The organism is Clostridium senegalense JC122, from assembly GCF_000285575.1.
Taxonomy (GTDB): Bacteria; Bacillota; Clostridia; order Clostridiales; family Clostridiaceae; genus Clostridium_J; species Clostridium_J senegalense.
In genome coordinates this window covers 201494-225228 of record NZ_HE611053.1, presented here as the reverse complement: position 1 = coordinate 225228, position 23735 = coordinate 201494, and the positions used below count along the sequence as shown (strand labels likewise).

20 protein-coding genes, 2 pseudogenes and 1 riboswitch are annotated in these 23735 nt (G+C 26.4%); of the genes and pseudogenes, 2 read left to right on the top strand and 20 right to left on the bottom strand.

The window, feature by feature from the left end:
- Nucleotides 1-11 precede the first annotated feature (11 nt).
- From CSGHG_RS15095 to CSGHG_RS15080, 4 genes are all read right to left on the bottom strand, one after another.
- Complete coding sequence (locus CSGHG_RS15095) at nt 12-794, bottom strand: hypothetical protein (protein WP_010297036.1); 783 nt, start codon at nt 792-794, stop codon at nt 12-14.
- Nucleotides 795-875: 81 nt separating this feature from the next.
- Nucleotides 876-1487 (bottom strand): DNA-3-methyladenine glycosylase, encoded by a 612-nt coding sequence (locus tag CSGHG_RS15090; RefSeq protein WP_010297031.1) that lies wholly within the window; start codon nt 1485-1487, stop codon nt 876-878.
- 68 nt (nt 1488-1555) lie between these two features.
- On the bottom strand, nt 1556-2428 hold the full coding sequence (locus CSGHG_RS15085; RefSeq protein ID WP_010297028.1) for an SDR family oxidoreductase: 873 nt from the start codon (nt 2426-2428) through the stop codon (nt 1556-1558).
- A gap of 96 nt (nt 2429-2524) precedes the next feature.
- The gene (locus CSGHG_RS15080) at nt 2525-3319 is read right to left on the bottom strand and encodes an SDR family NAD(P)-dependent oxidoreductase (protein ID WP_010297026.1); all 795 of its coding nucleotides are present in this window, start codon (nt 3317-3319) and stop codon (nt 2525-2527) included.
- 271 nt (nt 3320-3590) lie between these two features.
- Between CSGHG_RS15080 and CSGHG_RS15075 the strand changes: the two genes are divergently transcribed.
- A complete protein-coding gene (locus tag CSGHG_RS15075; protein WP_010297022.1) occupies nt 3591-4847 on the top strand; it encodes a D-alanyl-D-alanine carboxypeptidase family protein in 1257 nt (418 codons plus the stop codon).
- Between the two features lie 182 nt (nt 4848-5029).
- Here CSGHG_RS15075 and CSGHG_RS22110 read toward each other — a convergent pair whose 3' ends face one another.
- The 15 genes and pseudogenes from CSGHG_RS22110 to CSGHG_RS22105 form a co-directional block, all read right to left on the bottom strand.
- On the bottom strand, nt 5030-5896 hold the full coding sequence (locus CSGHG_RS22110) for a hypothetical protein (protein WP_010297019.1): 867 nt from the start codon (nt 5894-5896) through the stop codon (nt 5030-5032).
- A gap of 341 nt (nt 5897-6237) precedes the next feature.
- A complete protein-coding gene (locus CSGHG_RS15065) occupies nt 6238-8100 on the bottom strand; it encodes a type IA DNA topoisomerase (protein ID WP_010297015.1) in 1863 nt (620 codons plus the stop codon).
- Nucleotides 8101-8464: 364 nt separating this feature from the next.
- A complete protein-coding gene (locus tag CSGHG_RS15060) occupies nt 8465-9547 on the bottom strand; it encodes a hypothetical protein (protein ID WP_010297013.1) in 1083 nt (360 codons plus the stop codon).
- Entirely contained in the window at nt 9540-10319 is a 780-nt protein-coding gene (locus CSGHG_RS15055) for a DUF1700 domain-containing protein (protein WP_010297011.1), read from the bottom strand. The genes CSGHG_RS15060 and CSGHG_RS15055 overlap by 8 nt, the downstream gene beginning before the upstream one ends.
- The gene (locus CSGHG_RS15050; RefSeq protein WP_010297009.1) at nt 10312-10647 is read right to left on the bottom strand and encodes a PadR family transcriptional regulator; all 336 of its coding nucleotides are present in this window, start codon (nt 10645-10647) and stop codon (nt 10312-10314) included. The genes CSGHG_RS15055 and CSGHG_RS15050 overlap by 8 nt, the downstream gene beginning before the upstream one ends.
- Nucleotides 10648-10871: 224 nt before the next feature.
- Nucleotides 10872-11519 (bottom strand): HAD family hydrolase, encoded by a 648-nt coding sequence (locus CSGHG_RS15045; protein ID WP_010297006.1) that lies wholly within the window; start codon nt 11517-11519, stop codon nt 10872-10874.
- A 338-nt stretch (nt 11520-11857) separates the two neighbouring features.
- On the bottom strand, nt 11858-12769 hold the full coding sequence (locus CSGHG_RS15035) for a transposase (RefSeq protein WP_010297003.1): 912 nt from the start codon (nt 12767-12769) through the stop codon (nt 11858-11860).
- Between the two features lie 269 nt (nt 12770-13038).
- Nucleotides 13039-13500, bottom strand: a complete 462-nt coding sequence (gene ribH / locus CSGHG_RS15030; protein WP_010296999.1) for a 6,7-dimethyl-8-ribityllumazine synthase — start codon at nt 13498-13500, stop codon at nt 13039-13041.
- Nucleotides 13501-13514: 14 nt separating this feature from the next.
- A pseudogene (locus CSGHG_RS21040) lies at nt 13515-14698 on the bottom strand (bifunctional 3,4-dihydroxy-2-butanone-4-phosphate synthase/GTP cyclohydrolase II).
- Between the two features lie 12 nt (nt 14699-14710).
- Complete coding sequence (locus CSGHG_RS15020; protein WP_010296988.1) at nt 14711-15361, bottom strand: riboflavin synthase; 651 nt, start codon at nt 15359-15361, stop codon at nt 14711-14713.
- 40 nt (nt 15362-15401) lie between these two features.
- Nucleotides 15402-16477, bottom strand: a pseudogene (gene ribD / locus CSGHG_RS21035) (bifunctional diaminohydroxyphosphoribosylaminopyrimidine deaminase/5-amino-6-(5-phosphoribosylamino)uracil reductase RibD).
- 219 nt (nt 16478-16696) lie between these two features.
- A riboswitch (FMN riboswitch) is annotated at nt 16697-16812 on the bottom strand.
- Nucleotides 16813-16896: 84 nt separating this feature from the next.
- Nucleotides 16897-17832, bottom strand: a complete 936-nt coding sequence (locus tag CSGHG_RS15010) for a ribonuclease Z (protein WP_010296977.1) — start codon at nt 17830-17832, stop codon at nt 16897-16899.
- Nucleotides 17833-17858: 26 nt separating this feature from the next.
- Nucleotides 17859-18695, bottom strand: a complete 837-nt coding sequence (locus tag CSGHG_RS15005) for an alpha/beta hydrolase (RefSeq protein ID WP_010296972.1) — start codon at nt 18693-18695, stop codon at nt 17859-17861.
- Between the two features lie 390 nt (nt 18696-19085).
- A complete protein-coding gene (locus CSGHG_RS15000; RefSeq protein ID WP_010296969.1) occupies nt 19086-19790 on the bottom strand; it encodes a carbonic anhydrase in 705 nt (234 codons plus the stop codon).
- 350 nt (nt 19791-20140) lie between these two features.
- Entirely contained in the window at nt 20141-20806 is a 666-nt protein-coding gene (locus CSGHG_RS22105; protein WP_010296967.1) for a DUF6483 family protein, read from the bottom strand.
- Between the two features lie 353 nt (nt 20807-21159).
- Between CSGHG_RS22105 and CSGHG_RS14990 the strand changes: the two genes are divergently transcribed.
- Nucleotides 21160-21918, top strand: a complete 759-nt coding sequence (locus CSGHG_RS14990; RefSeq protein WP_026022389.1) for a MerR family transcriptional regulator — start codon at nt 21160-21162, stop codon at nt 21916-21918.
- Between the two features lie 110 nt (nt 21919-22028).
- Here CSGHG_RS14990 and CSGHG_RS14985 read toward each other — a convergent pair whose 3' ends face one another.
- Nucleotides 22029-23729: an NADH-dependent [FeFe] hydrogenase, group A6 gene (locus tag CSGHG_RS14985; protein ID WP_010296962.1), complete on the bottom strand. Its 1701-nt coding sequence runs from the start codon at nt 23727-23729 to the stop codon at nt 22029-22031.
- Nucleotides 23730-23735 lie beyond the last annotated feature (6 nt).

Below are 23735 nucleotides of genomic sequence, written 5' to 3'. Positions count from 1 at the left end.
AGGTTTCATATTTAATATAAGTTTTCTAAAAAATCTCCATTACATGATTTTCTTAATAAATCTACATGTTGATTTTTATTGCAAACACATATTACTTTGCCCATAACTGTACAATTACAATTACAAAAATCATAACTATGAGTGGTTTTAGATATAAAATTATCATTATGAGCATTTATTATAGCTTTACAACAACCTAAGTCCATTATCATATCAAAAGTGTTGTTTAAAGTTAAATATTTTTTTATCATATTAAGTTGATTTATAATAGTATTATAATTTATTAGAGTATCTTTTGGTAAAAGTCCATTTAATAAAGTTATATCATAACAACTTATTGTATCTATCATTTCATTTATATTTGAAAGAATAGACATACTACTTACAACCCCATAGAATTCTACATGATTTCCAGGTTTAACTTTGCCTAAAATTATATCTTTACTATTTATTACACTATACATATTATTATCATTCATAGATTCTCTAACTTGTCTGAAAAATGAAAATGTGGCATAGGTTTTACTAATACTATATTCTTCACGATTAATTGCCCTACCATCCAATGTTCCTCTTGTTAAGCCTTCATTAGTACCATCAAGGCCTATTGGACTTTTATCTTTTTCTATTTTATTAGTATCTTTTAAGTACTTTTCAAGTCTTGCATTTCCCATGTCTTCTGTAATACATTTAAGTGTTTTAGTTTGTATATATCCATCAATTAAAAGCCCTGATAAATCTTGTATTAATCCCCCATTTAAATACAAAGGTACTGTAGTCAATAAATCATTCAATATTAATTCACCCTTTTGTCTTAATAATATATATATATGACTATTAATTACAGTAAATGATATAAAAAGCTTTAGTTAGATTCACTTTTTAGATATGTATTTATTATCTTTTATGTAATATCTCCATAAAAAGTCTACTGCTTCTTCTGCATAATCTATGCCTATTCTTTTAGTTTTTATTATTTCAAAATTATCTATTTTGCTATTTTCCACATAAATTTTATTACTCTTACTCATATCTTCATAATTATCATCTTTAGATATGTTCATAGCAATACATAGTTTTCCTGGACCATTAGTTAAAACTTTCATTTGATTTTTATTAAGGTCAGAGTAATCTTTTCCAAACCTTAAGTTCGACATAATATTAATACCTTCTATAGGTTCTATGGCTCTTATAAGTACCCCTTCTGGAACATCTTTTTTATTGGTTATTATATTAAAACAATAATACATACCATATATAAAATATACATATGCAGTGCATGGCTCGCCATATAGTGGCTCAGTCCTTTTAGTTCTTTTTCTGCCGTAAGCATGAGATGCTTTATCTATTTCACCTATATATGCTTCTGTTTCTACTATTTTTCCTTTTAAGATTTTACCATTATAATTCGAAACTAAAATTTTTCCTAAAAGCTCCTCTGCTACTACTCTAGCATCCCTATTAAAAAAATCTCTTCCTAATTTCATAAAATCCCCCTATCTTAATTATAAAGATAATCAATGTTATTTATTTAATATTTATTAATTTTATATTTTTAGCTATTTACTATTTCACCTCCATTTACATGTATTGTTTCTCCAGTTATATAGGAAGCACCTTTTGAAGCTAAAAATACATATGATTCTGCAAGTTCTACCGGTTGACCTGCCCTTTTCAATGCTGTTTGACTACCAAACTTAGAAACTTTTTGTTCATCAAAGGATGCTGGTATAAGTGGAGTCCAAATTGGTCCTGGTGCTACGGCGTTTACTCTTATTCCTTTTTTAGCTAAATTTAATGCCAAAGAACGAGTAAAAGATGTAAGTGCTCCTTTAGTGCAAGAATAATCTATTAAAGTTTCATGTCCATGATATGCAACAACTGATGTTGTATTTATTATAACTGAACCACTTTTCATATGTTTTACCGCTTCTTTAGTTAAATAAAATGCACCAAACATATTAGTTTTAAAAGTTCTTTCGAATTGTTCCTTTGTTATATCTTCTAAATTTTCACAAACATGTTGTTCAGCTGCATTATTGACTAGTATATCTATTTTTGAAAATTTATCCATAGTTTTTTTTACTACTTCATTAGAAAATTTTTCATCACCAATATCTCCATTTATAAGAAGACATTCACCATTATTTTCTGTAATAATTTTTTTTGTGAAATTTGCATCTTTTTCCTCATTTAAATAAACTATAACAACTTTAGCTCCTTCCATAGCATAAGCTATTGAAACAGCTCTACCAATTCCACTATCTCCTCCAGTTATTATTGCTACTTTATCTTTTAATCTATTTCCACAAAAACTATATTCATCTAGCTGAAATATTGGTAATGGGATCATCTCACACTCTTTACCTGGTTGAATTTTTTGATGTTGTGGTGGAAAGCACATGGAAAAATTTTTATCTAAACTCATAATAACACTTCCTTTTAAAATTATTAAAGCTTTTAAATTTTGCTATTATAAGTATTAACCATTTACTAGTTTTATATAGCCCTAGTTGTTAATTTGTTAATTATCTTTTTTATCTATATAATTTTTATAAGCCTTATACTGAATGTTTGCAACTACTTTGCTATTTACTATATTAGGAGATATTTTAGATAAAAACACTGCAATTTTATTCATTGCCCCAGGGATTACATTCCCTTTTCCTTTCATTAAACCTTTATATCCTTTATATGCCACATAATATGGATTCATTGCTATATTTAAATCTGATTTTCCTGCCCTTTTAGAAAAATTAGTTTTTGTAGCACCAGGACATAGGACCGTAACTGTTATTTTATATGGTTTTAATTCTTCTTTTAGTGCATAAGAAAAAGATAATACATATGCTTTAGATGCATAATATGTAGCTATAAATGATCCCGGCTGATATGCACCAGTAGAAGCTACATTTAGAATTTTGCCTTTTCCTCTTTTTTTCATATCTTTAATAATAAAGCTTGTTAATATAGTTAATCCTCTTATATTTACATCTATAACTTGAATATGTTTATCTATACTTATATCATTAAATTCTCCATTATATCCAAGACCAGCGTTATTTATCAAAATTTCTACTGTATAGCTATTTTTAATTATATAATCGTATAGATTTTCAATTTCTATTCTTTTGCTTAAATCTACAATTAAACCATCTACATTTATATTAAAATCTTTTCTTAAACTCCTTTTTAAGTTTGAAAGCACTTTTTCATTCCTACCAACTAAAAATAGATTATATCCTTCTTTTGCAAAAATTTTAGCAAACTCCATTCCAATTCCACTAGTAGCTCCAGTAATAAGAACTATACTTTTCATAAAATCACCTTCTATAAATTTACTCTTTTTTAATCCTTTAATATTATTATTACAAAATCACAATGTTATTTTCAATATATTTCTATAAACATAAAATTATATTGAAAATAAATTAATATCTAAAATATAACTTTAAAATTTAAAGTTATATTTAAATTTATAACAGAAATTGCCTTTAATAAAAGATAAAGTTTACTTATACAACTTGTTGAATATTAGTTTAAATGCTATACTTATGTAGAAATTTAAAATAGTGAAGGAGAAGAGAACGTTGAAGAAGCTTAAAAAAATCATTGCATCCACTTTGATATTTACTTCCATTTTTTCAACAACAGTTTTAGCAAAAGAAGCATCTGAAGAATTAAATTTAATAGGTACTTCTGCTATTTCTGTTGACTTAGAAACTAATGATATCATATACGCTAAAAATATAGATAATCAAATGTTTCCAGCTAGTGTAACTAAACTTATGACTGCATTATTATTAGCAGAGAATAAGCAGAAAAATGATTTACTTACTTATCCTAAAGAGGCATTAAATGAAGCACCTTTTTCATACGGATTAAATGTTCATCCAGTTACTCCTGGAGATACTTTTACCGCTGCTAATGCAATGGATATTTTACTTTTATATTCTGGAAATGACATAGCTTATATGATTGCTAAAAACATTGGCGGGACTGTAGATAATTTCGTTAAGATGATGAATGATAAAGCTAAAGAGTTGAAAATGACAAATACTCATTTTGTAACACCTAATGGATTAGATGATAACATAAATGATCATTTAACAACATCTTATGATTTATCAATACTTTTAAAAGCTGTTATGGAGAACGAATGGACAAGTTCTATATTAGGTAAAAAAGAATCTGAAGTAAAATCTACAAATGGACCAACTGCTAAAGTTGAAAATAGAAATAAAATTCTTGGTGAAAATGGAAATATAGGTGGTAAAACTGGATATACTGAAAAAGCTGGTAGATGCTTAGCTTCAGTATATGAAAGAGATGGTCGTAAAATTGCAACAGTAGTTCTTAACTCTGAATATAATCTTCCAGAAGATAGCAAAGTCTTTGAAGATGTTGCCAAATTAGCTGATTATAGCTATAATGCAGAGAAAAAGTCACTACTAGCAAAGGATACTGAACTTGAGAGTAAAACTTTAAAGTATAAGGTTTTTCCTTTATTAGGACCTGAGAGAACCATAAGAGTTCCAGTTACAGTAAAAGAAGATGTATTAGCTTATGAAACATCATTAGAACCTGAAATTAAATATGAACTTAATGATGGTAGCGCTTGGAAATTAAATAAAAATAAGCCTATAGGTAAAGTTACTGTAAAAATTAAAGATACTACAAATCAATATGATTTATATCCAACAATATCAAAGATGGATTTAGTTAAACAAAACATACTAATATACATAGTAGTACTTGCTATAATAACAGCTCTAATTGTTATTATATTAAAATTTATAAATAAAAGAAAAGATCGTAAAAGAAGATCTGTTAGATTTTATAGATAAAAATAGTATATTATATTTGAATAGCACTGATTAAAAATCAGTGCTGTTTTCAATAAAGCAAACTATATATTATATATATTTTAATTTTGTAAACAACTTTAGTAAAGATATAAATTAAAAGTTTTATATAAAAAAGTGATACAGTACAACTATATCACTTTTTTTATATGTATATTTATTAATTATTTTTTACTTGCAGCTATAGATACACATCTTTGATGTTCTTCATCTACGCCTTCTGTGATTGATCCATCACTATGTCTCATACTATTTAAAAAGTGTAAATCACATACACCATCCATTCCATTATTTTTAACTACATCTAAATTCTGACCAGTTCCGTATCCTCCTGATAAATCCGGTGCTTCAGCTAAAGCTGGATAAGCATCATTCCCTGCATGAGGCATCGCTGCCATAGATGCTGCTATTCTTTTACCACTTACAGAAACTATAACCGGTCTTCTTTCCCAAGAGTAATTTCCACCCCATACATTTTTTATAACATCACTATCTTCTTTTGTCAATGCTTCAACATCTGCATGATTTGTTCCAAAAGTACGTTTTAATTTAAATGTTTTACCAGTATAAACATCTTCAACTTCAGCAATGGCACCTATTGGATATACATATTGAGCCTTACTAAACCAATCTAAATTTTCAATCTGTGGCTTAGCTGATTTAACAATTTCCTTTTGTGAGCTTACTGCAACCCCTCTAACTATATCACTATTATCATCTAAAGATTTTTCTTTAGAAATTGCTTTTTCATCTATATCTCCACCTCTTGAAAGCTTAGAGTCATCTTTTTCTAAGTCATTTAAGGCTATATTTATTTCATCATTATTTTTTACAGTTTTAAGATTTTCTTTATTGTTAAATCCTGATAAATTCAAAGCTTTAGTATCATTTTTAGCTACCACTGTATCTTTCTGAAGGCTATTCTTAGAATCAGACATGCAAATTATTGTTAATAACCCTAAAGCTATACTAGCTAAAATTTTCCTATTTCTTTTATTTCTTATCTTTTTTCCCTTAGAACCAAAAATCATTCTCGACACATCAAAAACTCCTTTTAATCTAAATTTAATAGTTTTTATCAAATTAATCTTTTTCATAAATTATTTTGTATAAAAAATTCTAATTTATTCATTAATTTATAAATTTCTGTAATTATTTTTTTATAAATTATGGATATAAATTAATACTTTTAACTTATACCTTTTTTGAATAAATAGCAACAGCATAAATTATAATATATTTTTTAAATAAAAACAAGTTATAAAATCAAAGAGCTTATTTTTTACTCCTCTTATTTAAAAAAAATTTAAATTTATGCAAATAAAAAAATCTATCTCAAAGTAGATTTTAACACCACCTTGAGACAGATTTTTTATTTCAATTTTCTAGTATCACATATAAGCTCAGCTCTATGACGTTTTATTTTTATTACTCCTTCTTTAGTGAATTTATATATATAATTCAAAAAAGTATCCTTATTAAACTTACCTTTTTCCATGTCTGCAAGAGCCTTCTCCATTCTTCCAGTATAATCAGTATCTAAAAGCTCTTTTATTGGAAAAGTTTCTATAAGTTTTTTTCCTTTTTCAGTTATAAGGAGAGATTTACCTTTGGTTGTTATATACCCTGCATATTTTAACTTATTTATAGTCTCTGCTCTTGTAGCTGCAGTTCCTATAGAGTATCCCGCTAAAACCAAGGATGTATCCTTATCTTCATTTTCCTCACTATTATTATTGTTACTTTTACCACAGGTTTCCATAGCTTTAAGTAATGTTTTTTCAGTATGATGAGCTGGTGGTTTTGTTTTCTTTTCTTCAACCTTTATATCTACCATTTGTACAATTTCATCTTTTTCAATTTTAGGTAGTAACTCATCTTTTCCATTATATTTCTCAACTTTTAAATAGCCTTCTTTTCGTAAAATTTTACCTTTAGATATAAATAACCTATCATAATTTTCTCCTTTTACAGAGGTTATTATTTCAGTATGTTCAAATTCAGCACTTTCCATAAATTGAGCTATAAATCTATTTTTTATAGATTCATATACTTCCTTTTCTTCTTTATTTAAATCTTTAGGTTTTAAATAAGTTGGTATTATAGCACTATGGCTTTCAACCTTACTATTATTAAAAACTTTTTTGGTAACTACAAATTTAATTTCATCTTCAAAAGATAATCCTTTTTTTAAAGTGTCTAAAACTTTTTTTGCTTTATCTTTTAGACTTTCTTCTAAAGCAGTACTTGATGTTCTAGGATAAGTTATATATTTTTTTTCATATAAACTCTGACATACCTTTAAAACTTTATCAGCAGTATATCCTTTATACTTACTAGTTACATATCCTTGAAGGTTAGTTAAATTGAATAATGGTCCTGGATTTTCTTTTTTTATTTCTATTTTTTTCTCTATGACCTTTCCTTCTTTACCTTCAATCTCCTTTTTCAGTTTTTCCATCATTTCTTTATTTTTAAACTTTTCTAATTTATTATGAAAAAACTTTCCTTTATAACTACCATTATCATTTTCAAACTCACAATAAAGTTCATAAAATTTTTCAGAGTTAAACTTTTCTATTTTCATTTCTCGATCATAAACCATCTTTAATGTAGGCATTAATACTCTTCCTATATTCAAAAGATTACCTTTACCCCTACAATATTTCATTGTTGCAACAGAAGTAAAATTTATACCAATTACCCAATCAGTTAATTGTCTACTCAAACCAGCGCTTTGAAGACTTTCCATCTCTTCGTTAGTTTTTAAATTAGATAGACCTCTTTTAACTTCATCCTCTGTCCATTCATTTATGAGAATTCTATATATAGGTTTGTTAGCTTTAATATAATCAAAAATTAGTAAACCTATAAGTTCACCTTCCCTATCATAGTCTGTTGCACATATTATTTTTTCTACATCTTCTCTTTCAACTAAAGATTTTATTATAGAAAGTTGTTTTTTTGCACCGCTATCCTCTTTACCTCTATTCTTATCATCTGGTTTAACTTTATATTTAAACTTTTCTGGTATATATGGAAAATTCTCAAAGCTCCATAATGCTAATGCCTTGTCATAATCTTTGCAATCATATAACGTTAGCAAATGACCAAAGGCCCAAGTTATTATATAGTTTTCTCCTTCTATATATCCGTCTTTCCTACTTTTACACTTTAATGCCTCAGCTATATTTCTAGCAACTGAAGGTTTTTCCGCTAATATAACACTTTTCATTTTATCACCACTTGCAATTTTTTTATAATACATAAAAAATAATAATTACAATAAGATATACTTTGTAAAAAATATGATTCACAAAACAAAAAATTTCCTTATTATTTCCTTATTATTTCTATAATAACTATTTTAATTTTAACTTACTAAAAAATAAGCTATTTTAAAATTATATCATATATTGTAGATTTTATCCTGTTTTCATAAAATTAAAACGAAGATACAAATATAAAAAGCTATATTAAATTAGAACTAAAATTCCAAATTAATATAGCTTTAGAAAATAAGATAAAATTAAATTTATACATTTATTTTAAACACTCATTATGATTTATTGTTGTTAAGAGATTTATAGAATTATACATTATCTATTTAACATCAATTTAGATTCTAAACTTTCTTTTTGCTCATTTTTAAATTCACCATTTCCATTTGAAAACACATTTAATTTAATATTTCCTTTTTCTCCTTTTGAAAATTCACCTTCTATAACATTATTTTTAATATTCAATTTAGATTTGTCTATATTTTCTAACACTTCTATTTCATCTATATTATAATCTCTCAATTGAATTTTACCACTTACGTTATATTCATTCAAATCCATTGCTATATTAAAATAATTATTAGCATTAATTTTAATATCCTCTGCAATTGGAATGTAAGATTCAATGGAAACACTATTTGCTTTTAAATCTATATTTTTAGGAAGTGTGGCTACTTTTTCATAATCACTAAATAATCCATTACTAGAAATACTAACATGTGAGCCTAAGATTTCAACAATATCAGCATTTATAAACTCTCTAACATCCATTGTTATATTTCCATTTGTTCTTATCTTTACTTGCTTTAAACTATTAAATTTAGGTAAAGAACAATAACCATAATAACTATCAAAATTTATTGAATCTGAAAGTACAGAAGCTTTTTCAATATTTAAAGAAATATTTTCATTAGATTTCAAATTAATATTTACTCCTTTTGGAACTTCTATAATTATTTTTGATCCTGTGTAATCTCCTGATAATGAATATAAAAATCCATTATACATCCTTTCAAATATATTTCCATCACCTTCAGGAATTGCCATAGATTCTATTATCTCACTATTTATTTTTAAAGTTTTACTATCCGTATCATAACTTGGATTTACCTCTAATTTTTCCATTGGGAAATTATAAGTTTTTATTTTAACTAGATTATCAGTACTTTGATTTATTTCAACGGAAGCTTTTCCATTTCCACTAGAGCTTATGTCAACATTCAAGACTTCATCTTCAGTTGAATATATTTCTTTAGCTATAGCTTGCTTATTGTTATTTTTTACATCCTGCACATCAGCTACAAACTGGGGCACTGCCACAACGCCTGTTCCTATAGCACCAATAGTTCCTATTCCAACTAAAATAGCAGCAGTTATAAGTGCAATTTTTCCTTTATTCATTGTAGCTATCCTCCTTATCTTCATCATCTATTTCATGTTCAACTTCTTCGTTTTTACTTACACTTAAAGTATTATTGTTGTAACTTTCGTTATAAGTGTTGTTTTCTTTCACTCTTATATACATTTTTCTTGTTTTAACCCAGGATATATATCTGAAAATTATATCTTTAAAAAATTTAACAATGTATATATATATTGTCCAAAGAGCTAACATAACTCCAGTACCTGCTAACGCCATAAAAAATATAAATAAACCCATATACATATTAGCAGTCATCATAGGAAATGAAATTATATATCCTCCTATATCCATTATTGTAAATCCTATAAGAGTTAATGTTGCTGAAATTATTCCTGTTATGATAAATATTGTTGGCATTATCAAAAGCAATGTTAAAATTATAAGGATTGCTTTAACTCCCCATATAGGAATTTTCTCATTTAAAATATCATTAGAGTTTAAAAATTCTTTACTTCTTTCAATACCTCTTTTTCCTAATCTTTTAGTTTTTCCCCAAATTTTTTTAGCTTCTCTTCCATAATCTTTTTTCTGTTTAGAACTTACATCACTTTTTTTCATTTCCCTTTTTAAATCATTTGCTATAGTTTTAGGGGAACCTAAGGAACTTATTATGGCATCATCACTTTTTCCTTCTAACTCTCCATTTAAGAAAAATTCTTCATAATCTCTTATTATATCTGAAACTTCATTTTCACTAAAACAGTCACTTAAATAATCTCTTAATATTTCTAAAAATTCTTTTCTATTCAAATTTAATACTCTCCTTTCGATATCTTTCAAGAATAAAATTTACATCTTGAACAAACCTATCCCACTCATTAACCATATCTTTAAGATTACTTTTTCCGTAATCTGTTATTTTATAATATTTTCTATCTGGTCCGCCTTCTGATTTTTGAATATATGTCTCAAAATTACCTTCTGATGTCAATCTCCTCAATAACGGATAAATTGTGCTTTCTTTTACATCCATAACTTTAGATATGCTTTCTACAATTTCATATCCATACATATCTTTACTATTTATTAAAGTCAAAACACATATTTCAAGCACACCCTTTCTTAACTGGGTACTCATACTTTAACCTCCTATTCTATATAGTATACTATGTAATACATAGTAGATAGATTAAAAAATATGAAATCGTAATCTACAATTTCACTAATCATAATATTTTCAAAGCATACTATGTATTGCGCAGTACCTACTTTTTTAAATACGTACTATGTAGTACACAGTACGTATAATTTTATATTATCATACTACTGTGTATTACACAATACCCTTTTTAATTTCTATTGTTAACCTTCAACAATAGAAATTAAATCACTAAACTTATCTATTATATATTCAGGATTAGAACCCTTAATTTCTTCTAAAGTGTTATTTCCATAAGTTACAGCACAGCTTTCACAACCTGCATTTTGCCCCATTCCAACATCATATATAGTATCTCCGATAACCAGTGCCTTATCCTTATTAACATTAATTTTTTCAAGCACTAAATTAACAACATCTGGAGCAGGCTTATGCTTAGTTACATCATCACAACATGCAACAAAAGAAAATAAATGTTCAATTTCTAATTCTTTTAGAAATAAAAGTAGCGTGTCTTTGCCCCTGCTTGTTGCTATAGTAAGTTTTACACCTTTTTTATGTAAATTTTCCAAAGTTTCCTTTACACCTTCAAACATAGTAACAGTATTTTTACATATATTTTTATATCTTACACTATACTCTTTCACTGCTGATTCTATATTTTCCTCTTGAAACCCTTTAATACTTTTAAACATTTCAAATAGAGGAAGTCCTATTAATCTCTTAATATCTTCATCCTCAATATCCTCATTCTTAAAATATTTTAAAGTATCTTGCATAGTTAAAATTATACTTTCACTAGTATCTGCAATAGTCCCATCAAAATCTAATACCAATGCTTCAAACTTCATAAATTACCTCCAAACCATATTTTAACTCTTATTATAACATATATAGTGACATATATTTATTTTTTTCATTACTTTTTAGTTATTTTTTAAAGTGACAGTTATTAATTATTATATTTTACATAATAATTAATAACTGTCACTTTAAAATGATTTAAAAGCATTAACTAAATTTATTTTTAAACATTTATCTTTCATGAAATTTACTTTTAAAATTAATATATTAATATTTTTTATAAGTTTTATAAAGCTTGTCCATTTACTTATTATTTTTCTATATTTCAATTTTAAGTTACAATTTCCTTATAAATTTTAATTATTTTTTTATTTAATTTTTAATGCTAAGCTATAAACTTTTCAAACATATCTTTATAATGTTTATTTTTCAAAATTAAAGTTATTGCCCTATTACCTAATTGAGATATCCTACTGACACTTAAGTTTCCAAACTTTATAGCTATATCCTTACATTTTTCACCACAGAAAGCCGTAGCAAGTATTGTTACCATTGCTCTAGCATTTTGATTATGACTTCTATTTTTTATAAATATTTCATTAGAATGTATGTTTTCTTTTTCTGCTACAAAGTTAATTACATCTTTTATGGTATAATTGGATTTTAATACACCTTTTTCATTAATAAATTTTTCTTCTTTAAATTCTATTTTTAAATCCATTTTTTTTAAATCTTCTATATGATTTTCCATAGTATATTTAAATAAATTTGCATATTCTTTTCTTGCTTCACTCTTATTTTTATCTAAGAATTCTAATATTCTATCTATGTCTAAAACTTCAAACAGATCTTCTTCCCCTAAATAAACAGACATGCTTGAAAATAAATATTCTTGTGGACATCCTCTAAATCCTGGCAAATCTTTTGCATTTCTATGAATATATAAAGACACTGCTAATAGATATCTATCATTATTTATAATTTCACTTTTAAACCTACCTTTACATAAACGTGAATCTAATTCATACTTTTTATTATAAAATTTAACATATCTTAAGTTTAAACTTTTCATTACTACAGAAATATCTTGTTCCTGAGAATCTATAAGTAAATGAGCATGATTGTCCATTAGGCAATATGCATATAGTTTAAAGGGATATTTTATCTGACTTTCCTTTAATTTAGTCATAAAAGTTGCCTTATCTACATCTGATTTAAATAGCAACCTATCTTTAACACTTTTTATCATGATATGATATATTGCATGTTTCTCTTTTTTTCTTGGTTGAGTTGGCATTTCAATACACTCCTTAACTTTTATGCTTTATTTTAATCATTGACATTTTGGATTTTTATATTCAAAAAATTTAATACTAAGTTCATTTTTAAATATTTTTACAAAATTAATAAATTTAAATATTAATATATATAATAAATAACTGTCACTTTATATGTTTTTTTATATATTTAATAACTGTCACTATATATCAAAATAAATAAAAAAAGCTATTGGAAAACCAAATCTCTTAATTTAGTTTTGCAATAGCCTTATATTTTAAAATTTAATTATATAACCTTCATAAGATTTGCCATTTCTATTGCTGTTACTGCAGCATCAAATCCCTTATTTCCACTTTTGGTTCCAGCTCTTTCAATAGCCTCTTCTATAGAATTTGTTGTTAATACTCCAAATATTACTGGTTTTGATGTTTCTAATGATACTGTGGCAACCCCTTTTGATACTTCACTACAAACATAATCAAAATGTGGTGTTGCTCCTTTTATAACTGCTCCTAAACATAGCACTCCATCATATTTTTCATTATTTGCTAGTTTTTTAGCTATTAATGGTATTTCAAATGCTCCTGGAACCCATGCAATATCTATATCTTCTTCTTTAACGCCATGTCTTTTTAATCCATCCACTGCTCCTGAAAGCAATTTAGAACCTATAAACTCATTAAATCTCCCAACTATAATTGCAAATTTTAATCCTTTTCCTATTAAATCACCTTGTAAAATGTTCACTTTTATCACTCCTTCTATAGAATATGTTGCATTTTCTCTTTTTTAGTTTTTAAGTAAAAATAATTTTCTTCATTATGATTCATCTTTATTGGAACTCTTTCTACAATTTCTATATCATGTCCACTTAATCCAGAAACCTTTTTAGGATTATTAGTCATAAGTCTTATTTTTTTATGCCTAAATCACTTAATATTTGTGCCCCTATTCCATAGTCCCTAAGATCAGCTTCAAATCCTAATGCAATATTTGCCTCCACTGTGTCTAAACCTTCATCTTGAAGTTTGTAAGCCTTTAATTTATTTAAAAGACCTATGCCTCTACCTTCCTGTCTCATATATAATAAAACTCCAGCACCCTCTTTATTTATTTTCTCCATAGCCATTGATAATTGCTCTCCACAATCACATCTCTTAGAACCAAAAGCATCACCTGTTAAACACTCTGAGTGGACTCTAACTAATACTGGTTCATCTTCTTTAATCTCACCTTTAACTAATGCAACATGATGCTCACCATTTAACTTATTAACATATCCTATGGCCTTAAAATCTCCATATTTAGTTGGCATTTTAGTTTCCACAACTGATTTTACTAATTTTTCTCTTTTCTTTCTATAAGCTATTAAACTTTCTATTGTTATAATTTTCAAATCATGTTTCTTACTAAACTCTATTAATTGTTTTCCTTTTGCCATAGTTCCATCATCACTTATTATTTCACAAATAACACCAACTGGTTTAAATCCCGCTAAAGTAGCTAAATCTACAGCAGCTTCTGTATGCCCAGCTCTTTTTAGAACTCCACCTTTTTTAGCTTTTAGTGGAAATACGTGACCTGGTCTTCTAAAATCTTCTGGTTTTGAATTACAATCTAAAAGCTTTTTTATTGTTATTGCCCTCTCAAAAGCAGATATGCCTGTTGTTACATCATTACTATCTATTGATACAGTAAATGCTGTTTCGTGATTATCTGTATTTATCTCAACCATTTGACCTATTTTAAGATTTTCAAGTATTTTTTCATTAATTGGGGTACAAATAAGCCCTCTTCCATATGTAGCCATAAAATTTATACTCTCACCAGTAACTTTTTCTGCTGCCATTAATAAGTCACCTTCATTTTCTCTATCCTCATCATCTAAAACAATTACCATTTTTCCTATTTTTATATCCTCTATTGCCTCTTCAATTGTATTCATTTTAATCTCCTCCTATATAAACCCATTTTCTTTTAATAAATTTAAAGTTAGATTACTTTCATTACTTTTATATTCCCTAAAATCCATAAGTCTTTTTATATATTTTAAAAGCATATCACATTCTATATTTATAGCTTGTCCGATGCTTTTTTTGAAAATAATACTTTCATCTTTGGTATGTGGTATTATAGAAACTTCAAAGTAATTTTCTTTTAAACTTGAAATAGTTAAGCTTGTTCCATCCAATGTAACTGACCCTTTACATACCATATATTGCAATAATTCATTGCTACATCCAACTTTTATTACAGTGCTATTCCCATGGTTTTCAGCACCTATTATTGTTCCCATACCGTCTATATGTCCACTAACTATATGACCATTAAGTCTACCATTAACAGATAATGCTCTTTCTAAATTCACACTATCTCCCTCTTTTAATTTAGATATATTAGAAAGCTTTAAAGATTCCATCATAACATCTGCAATAAAATAATCTTTACCTAATTTTGTTGCAGTTAGACATACACCATTTGTACAAATACTATCCCCTATGTTTATATCTTCTATAACTTTCTTACACTTTATTTTAATTACCCTAGATTTATCAACATCTTTAATTGATAAAACCAATCCTATTTCTTCTACTATTCCTGTAAACACCACATCACCTTTTTCTAAATATTTTGAATTATTAAAATATTCAAACTTCTCCTTCTATCAAAATATCATTATCAATTTTTCTCATATTCCATTTTTTGATTTCAAAACATTCTGACACTTTCTCCTTTCCAATACCTTCTACAGCGGTGACACTCTCCCTTCCTCCTATAATTTTAGGACATATAAAAGCATATATTTTATTTGCTATTTTTTCTTCTAATATGCTATAAATTAAATTTCCACCACCTTCTACTAAAATACTATCAATTCCTCTTTTATATAAATTTAAGGTTAAATCAATTAAGTCCACTTTATTTTTATTTTCTTTTGTAACTATAACTTCCACTCCAAGTTCCTTTAATTTTAAAATTTTTTCTTTATCTTTGCATATAGTAGCTATTATAGTTTTACTTTCTTTTGTTTTAACTAAATTACACTCTAATGGAATTTTTAAATTACTATCTACAATTATTTTTATTGGGTTAATACCACCATCCAATCTACATGTAAGCATAGGATTGTCTTTCAAAACAGTATTTATTCCCACCATCACCGCTGTAAATCTATTTCTTAATTTATGAGCATAAATTCTTGATTTCTTTGAACTTATCCATTTTGAATCATAATTTTTAGTAGCAATTTTTCCATCTAAGGTCATTGCCCATTTTATTGCAACAAAAGATTTATTTTTTATCATGTTATAATTAAAAATTTCATTTATCTCTTTACATTTTTCTTCTAAAACCCCAACTAATACTTCAATTCCATTTTCTCTAAGTTTTTTACTCCCTTCCCTGAAACTAATGGATTAGGATCTAATGTTCCCACAACCACTCTTTTAAATTTATTCTCTATAATTTTATCTACACAAGGTGGAGTTTTACCATAATGACAACATGGCTCTAATGTCACATATATGGTAGTATCTTTTAGGCTTTCTCTTGATGACTCTATAGCATTAATTTCAGCATGAGGTTGTCCAAATTTCTCATGATAACCTTGTGCTATTATTCTATTTTCTTTTACAATTATGGCTCCAACAAGTGGATTCGGATTTACTTTTCCTTCTCCAAGTTTAGCAAGTTTTATTGCCTTCTCCATAAAGAATTCATCCATTTTATCACTCCTTATAAATCAATTTATTTAAAATATAAATAAGAAATGCCCCAGGCAAACTTTACCCAGGGCATATATTAATTGTACAAATTAGAATTAGCATTCCAAATAATTTATTTTCAAACAAAATTATTTAAATTATATTTAAAATTTAAAGCTCCAAGCCATTGGCTCAGAGCATTGAAATTCAAAAAATATAAAATCTAATCAATTCTAATATTCTCTCTTCTTTCATCCAGACTTTACTGTCGGCCTTGGAATTTCACCAAATCATGCTAAAATAGCTCGCGGGCTTTACCGCCGGTAAGGAATTTCACCTTGCCCTGAAGATAATTTATTCAACTTTTGAAATTATTATAACATTTAGACATAAACTTGTCAATAAAATCCTATACTTTTTCTATAGACTTCCAAAATTATTATTTAAAAGTTAAGTTTTCTTCCATTCTATCTGATCCTAATATAGTATTTTTAAAAACTTCTTTCCCATTTTCAATATACTCATCTGGTTCTATAAGTGACGGTGAAAAATGAGTTAATATAAGTTTTTTAACTTCACTTTCCTTAGCTAATGATGCTGCTTCTCTAAAAGTCATATGTTTATTTTTTATAGCTTTTTCTATATCATCATCACTGCCATAAGTGCCTTCACAAATAAATAAGTCGCTACCTTTTATAAATTTTTTTATTGAATCTATTGGACGGCTGTCTGTTATATAACTTAATTTCAAACCCTTTCTTTCATCTCCTAAAACCATATCACTAAAATATAATTTCCCTTCAAATTCATAACTATTGTACTTTTGAAGTTTGCTCCAAAGTATTTTAGGTACATTATTATTAATCGCTTTATCCACATCAAATTTTCTTTTTCTATTTATGTAAAAACCATATCCTAAGCAAGGTGATGAATGTTCTAAATCTATCATGCTTATTTCTACATCAGAATAATCATTAGTAAGTTCAAATTTATCTTTCAATTCAAACTTTAAATTTTTCTTAGGTGCCTCTATCACTTTGATTTCATAAGGCAAATATGGACAAATAACACTTAATCCTTCAATTGTATCCTTTATTCCTTCTGGTCCTATTATAATAAGCTCTTCTTCTCTACCACTATTGCCCATAGTGGATAAAAGCCCTGGTAATCCTACTATATGATCTCCATGTATATGTGTTATGCATATAATATCAATGGATTTAAATCCAGATTTAGCAAGTCTCATTGATACCTGTGTGCCTTCACCACAATCTATTAGTATTTTTCTTCCTTTATAATTTATTAGTAATGAAGCTAAATTTCTAAAGGGCATTGGCATTCCACCTCCACAACCTAATAAAGTAACATTTATCATATATATTCTCCTTTAACATATGGTTTTTAATTTTTATTATCACATTTTTTTAATAAGTCAAAAAATATATTTGTATCTTCCTCTCCATGTCCAATCCATAAATTTAATATATTAGAATGATATTTTTCTTTTATAAGGGTAATATCTGCATTTCCCCCAAACCCACGTACTCTCTCCACAAAATTATATGCACATTCCTTAGGAACTAGCTCATCTAAATCCCCATGAAGACAGAACACTGGAAACTCAGGTTTTTCAGTAACTAAATTTAATGGATTAACTTTACCTTCATATTTAGTTCCACCTAAATATCCATTTAAATATTTTTGAGCTCTTTTAGATGTAAACTTAGAAAAGTCTAACACACCACTTATTGCAAAAAATGCCTTAAATATAGATGGATCTATTTCATATCTTTCTTGAAGTTTTTTGTTAAAAACTAAATTTGCTCCAAGTTCTGAGCCTGCTGAAAAACCTATAACTATAACATCATCACAATCTGACATGTGCCAATATTTTTCTAAAAAATCTTGAAAACCTAAAAATACGTCTTCTATTTGGCAGGGATATTTATATTTAGGTGCTAATCTATATGCTGGAAGTACTACAGTATATCCTTTTTTAGCAAAAAACTTCGCTATAGCTTTAAATGAAAATGGATTTCCAGACATCCATCCTCCACCATGTATAAAATATATCAAAGTACGTTTTTTAGGCTTATGTCCTTCTAATATTAAGGTATATTTTCTATGATTATGACCATACTTCACTTTATGAATTTTGTATTCGTTATCTTTATATTTATTCCATATCATCATTCTTACTCCCAAAGCAAGAACTGTTAATTTCTCATCAAAAGTCATCTCAAATTACACCCCTTATTTAGGTCTTAGTCAACTAAAAATAAATTTTCTATAATTATAATACTACTTTAATCGACAGTTTTATATAGTTTTTTCATTTTTTAGAAAGTATATTGTTTACTAATTATTAAGCCTATGAATTTTTTAAAAATTCAGTTACTAATTTCAAAAATTAATGCATCTATGTGTTTTTTAAACAGTTCTATATATTAATATTATTTTAGTTTCTATTAAAATTATATTTTATATACCTCTTATTAATTTATTCATTATCTAAAGTAAAAAATTGAATGTTTTTTATATTTAAATCATATTACAATATATATTATTATAACGCTTAATAATAAAAGGTGTCTAAATCATATGCTTTTAGACACCTTTTCCTATATTTTATTCAAAGAAATTCACTTTTCCATCTAAAGAGTAATAACCCTTAACTATTTTTACACTGCCATTATCTAATTTTTCACTAATTATAGAATCTTTTTTTACTATTGAAGCTGAATTTTCTATATTTAACTTAATAGCTTCTTCAATAGAATTACTATTCTTTATACTAGTTTCTATCTTTTTTAAAAGTCCTGTTAAATTATGAGAATATACAGTTCTATTATTCAACATATCATAAGCTGATATAACAGCTCCACAATCTTCATGCCCCATTACAACAATAAGCGGTGTTTCAAGATACTTTACTGCATATTCAATAGATGCTAAGGCATCTTCATTCACTACATTACCTGCCAATCTTACCTCAAAAATTTCTCCAAGTCCTACATTAAAAATTAATGATGGGCTTATTCTAGAATCAGAACAAGTTAATATTACTGCATATGGATGTTGTCCGTTTTTCAATTCATCTCGTCGTTTTTTATGTACATTATTTAAATTAGATATATCATTAACAAATCTTTCATTTCCTTCTTTAAGCATTTTTAGGGCTTTTTCTGGTGTATTAACATCTACCATTAAATCTGTCGTCTGGCTAACATCTGTCATAACATCTTTGGCTCCTTCTCTTATGTAAAATAATATAAATGTTGTACTTAGAAATACTATTAGACTTATTAATACTATATCAAATCTTTTCTTCATTGGATATAATCTCCTTATAATATTTTTTTAATTTTATTTGAATTTTTTATGTATTTTTTTATTTAATTATATTTTATGCTGTTAACTTTAAACTATTCAATATTGAGCCTTATCTTATATAGTTATATATGCTACGAATCACTTGAGATTTAATGCTATATTTTTATGAAAACATTTTAAAGCTATTAAATAAATTTAAATTGTAGGGGTCTACCTATATATCTAACACCTTCATATATATTAATCATTTTCAATGTGTAAATTATTTTTTAAATACAAAAGAATCATCTAAACAAGTAATATTAAATACTTTTTAGATGATTCTTTTAATAAAATGTTTTTATTTACATTTAGTTTTTCTTCTTCAGCTGATTTAAATCTTCCAACCCAAAATCCACTTCTTCTAAAGAAAAATTTCCAAGTTCTAGCTCTTCACTACTTTTTTTCTTTAATGTATCATAAAACTCATAACCTAAACTAAATATTTCTTCACTTTTTTCCTTTTTAATCATTGAAAATAATAAATCTTCACCATTTGAATATTTACCTTTTTTTAAATAATACTTTAAAACCATTTTTTCTGTTTCTATTGGAAGCTCATATTGAGAAAGTTTTGAAACTATAACATCTACTTTTTCATTTCCATTGAAAATATTCATTTCACAATCATTATTCACTAAATATAAGTATAAGTTCAAGCTTTTAACAAAACAATCATATCCTTCATTGCCATTATTACCACTTAAATAAATATATCCTTTTACACTTAAAAGTTCTGCAACTACCTCACATCTAATATCAAAAGTAGATTTATTTAATAGTAATAATTCTATAATACTGTCATAAGACATTCTTTCTACCTTATCAAGATCAAATCCAAATATTTCTTTACATGCCTTATTTATTTCATCTATTGCCTCTTCGCTTTTATTTTCTTTTTTTAAAAATTCTACCTTTTTTATAAGTTCTGTCATTCTTTCAACTACTTTTAATATATAATCATTTTTTAAGGCCATAAAAATTCTCCTCTCATATTTTTAAATATATATTATTAAACCTTAAATATATTTATATTTTACTCCTTTCATACAGAGATTTACAAGCTTTAAACCTAATCTATATCAAATATTATAGGTAAACAAGCTCCAATTTAAATTTATTCAACAGTGTTAAAATATTTTTATGCAAAATATAGTGTTGAATTCTAAGTGATTCGTAGCATGTATCACTATTTTAGGTATCCAAGTTTTGGAATAGATAATTTTAAAATTTATTTTTATAAAACTCTTGACTCTAACACGTTGTTATGGTTTAACATTAATTTTGTAATGAAAATATATTTTCTATAAAAAATTTAAAAGGAATGATTATTTTGTACAAAGTAAAAGAAGTTCAGTCAATCACTGGTGTTACCATACGTATGCTTCATCACTATGATAAGATAAATCTTTTAAATCCTAGTAGTAAAAGCGACGCTGGATATAGACTTTACAATGATAATGATCTTGAAAAATTACAACAAATAATGTTTTTTAGAGAACTTGATTTTTCTCTTGAAGAAATAAAAGAAATACTTTCAAGCCCTAAATTTAATAAAAATACAGCTCTTGAAAATCATAAAAAAATTCTTACAGAAAGAAAAACAAGATTAGAAAATTTAATAAAAATAATTGATAACACATTAGAAAAAGGAGTAGATAATATGAGTAATAACGAAAACTTTAAAGCTTTTGATACAACTGAAATAGAAAATTATAAAAATAAATATAAAAAAGAGGTGGAAGCTAAATACAGCACTACTGATGCTTATAAAGAATATAAGAAAAAAGCTTCAAAATATGAAAAAAATGATTGGCAAAATATAATGGAAAAAGGTGATATAATCTTTAAAAATCTTGCTAGTCTTATGGATAAATCTCCTAGTGATATAGAAGTTCAAACTGAAATTCAAAACTGGAGAAATCATATAACAAATAGCTTTTATAATTGTACTATAGAAATCTTTCAATCTTTAGGTGAAATGTATGTAAATGATACTCGATTTACTGAAAATATAGATAAACACAAAAGCGGTCTATCAAATTTTATAAATGAAGCAATAAAAATTTACTGTGAAAATAATAAGTAAATAAAATTTAATTTTTTTCCTATGATTGAGACTATATAAGAAATAGCTATTGCAAAACTAGTTAAATATTAGTTAAGCAATAGCTGTTTTTACAGGAATTTATACTATTATTACTTATATGTTACATGTAATAGTTTTTTTATATTGTCTTCATTTAAAAAATCCTTATAAAGTTCTTTTATAATTGGATTTTCATGAGATTTTCTTATCTTACTTACCTTATCTTTTTCATATATTATTTTCATACGTTTTTCTAATTTTTCTTTACAAGATTTAATATATGGTTGTCCACCACCATCAATACATCCTCCTGGACATGCCATAATTTCTATAAAATCATATTTACATATACCATTTTTTATTTCTTCCATAACTTTTCTAGCATTTTTTAATGAACTAATCACTGCTACCTCTATTTTATTACCATCCAATTCTATAGTAGCTTCTTTAATTCCATCAAGTCCTCTTACATCTTTAAAATCCAGTTCATTTAATGTTTTATTACAACTCCATTCATAGGCAGTTCTTAAAGCGGCTTCCATAACTCCCCCACTTGTCCCAAATAACATACCTGCTCCAGTTGATACACCTAATGGATTATCAAATTCTTCTTCTTTAAGGTTTATTATGTCAATTGAGCTTTCTCTAATTAACTTTGCTAATTCTCTTGTGGTAATTACAATATCCACATCACCTTTTAATTCTTTTCTTTTTGCTTCATATTTTTTTGCTATACATGGCATTATAGATACCACTACCATATTCTCTTTTTTTATTTTATATTTATCTACTAAATAACTTTTTGCAATAGCACCAAACATTTGTTGAGGAGATTTACATGACGATATATATTTTAAATTATCTTTATAATTCATTTCTGCAAATCTAATCCACGCTGGACAACAACTTGTTATTAATGGTAGTTTGTTTTTTTCTTTAAATCTATTTATAAATTCTTTAGCTTCTTCCATTATTGTTAAGTCCGCAGAAAAATTTGTATCAAAAACTTTGTTAAAATTCAACATTTTAAGTGCGGCAACTATTTTACCTGTTGTTATAATATCACTGCTAACTCCAAATTCTTCACATAATGCTACTCTTACTGCAGGTGCTATTTGAGCCACAACAAATTTTTCTTTATCTTCTACAACTCTAGGTATTTTTTCATAATCCATAACTTCAGTTAAAGCACCTGTTGGACATACTGCTACACATTGACCACAATAAGTACATTTTGTTTCATTTATGGGATTATCAAAAAATGTTCCTATTTTTGTGTTAAACCCTCTATTTATAGGTGTTAATATGTTAATATTTTGTACTTTATCACAAGCTGTAACACACCTTCTACACAATACACATTTATTCATATCTCTTATTAATGCTGGAGAACTACAATCTATTTTATATTCACTTTTTTTGCCTTTATATAGATTTTTACTTATTCCTAATTCCCCAGCTAATTTTCTTAATTCACAATTCTCATTTCTATTACAAACCAAACATTCATTAGGATGATTTGATAATAATAACTCTACTATTGTTTTTCTCACTTTTAAAACTTTTGTACTATTAGTTGTAATATCCATTCCATCTCTTACTAATTCTGAACATGCAGGCACTAATTTGCCTTTTTCTTTTAATTCAACCATACACACCCTACATGTGCCCTTACAATTTTGTGATGTATTATCAATCATTTTCATATTACATAAAGTTGGAACTTTAATATTTGCTTTTTTACAAGCATCTAAAATTGTCTTGCCATTTTCTATACTTACCTCTATATTATTTATTTTTAAATTAATCATAAAATC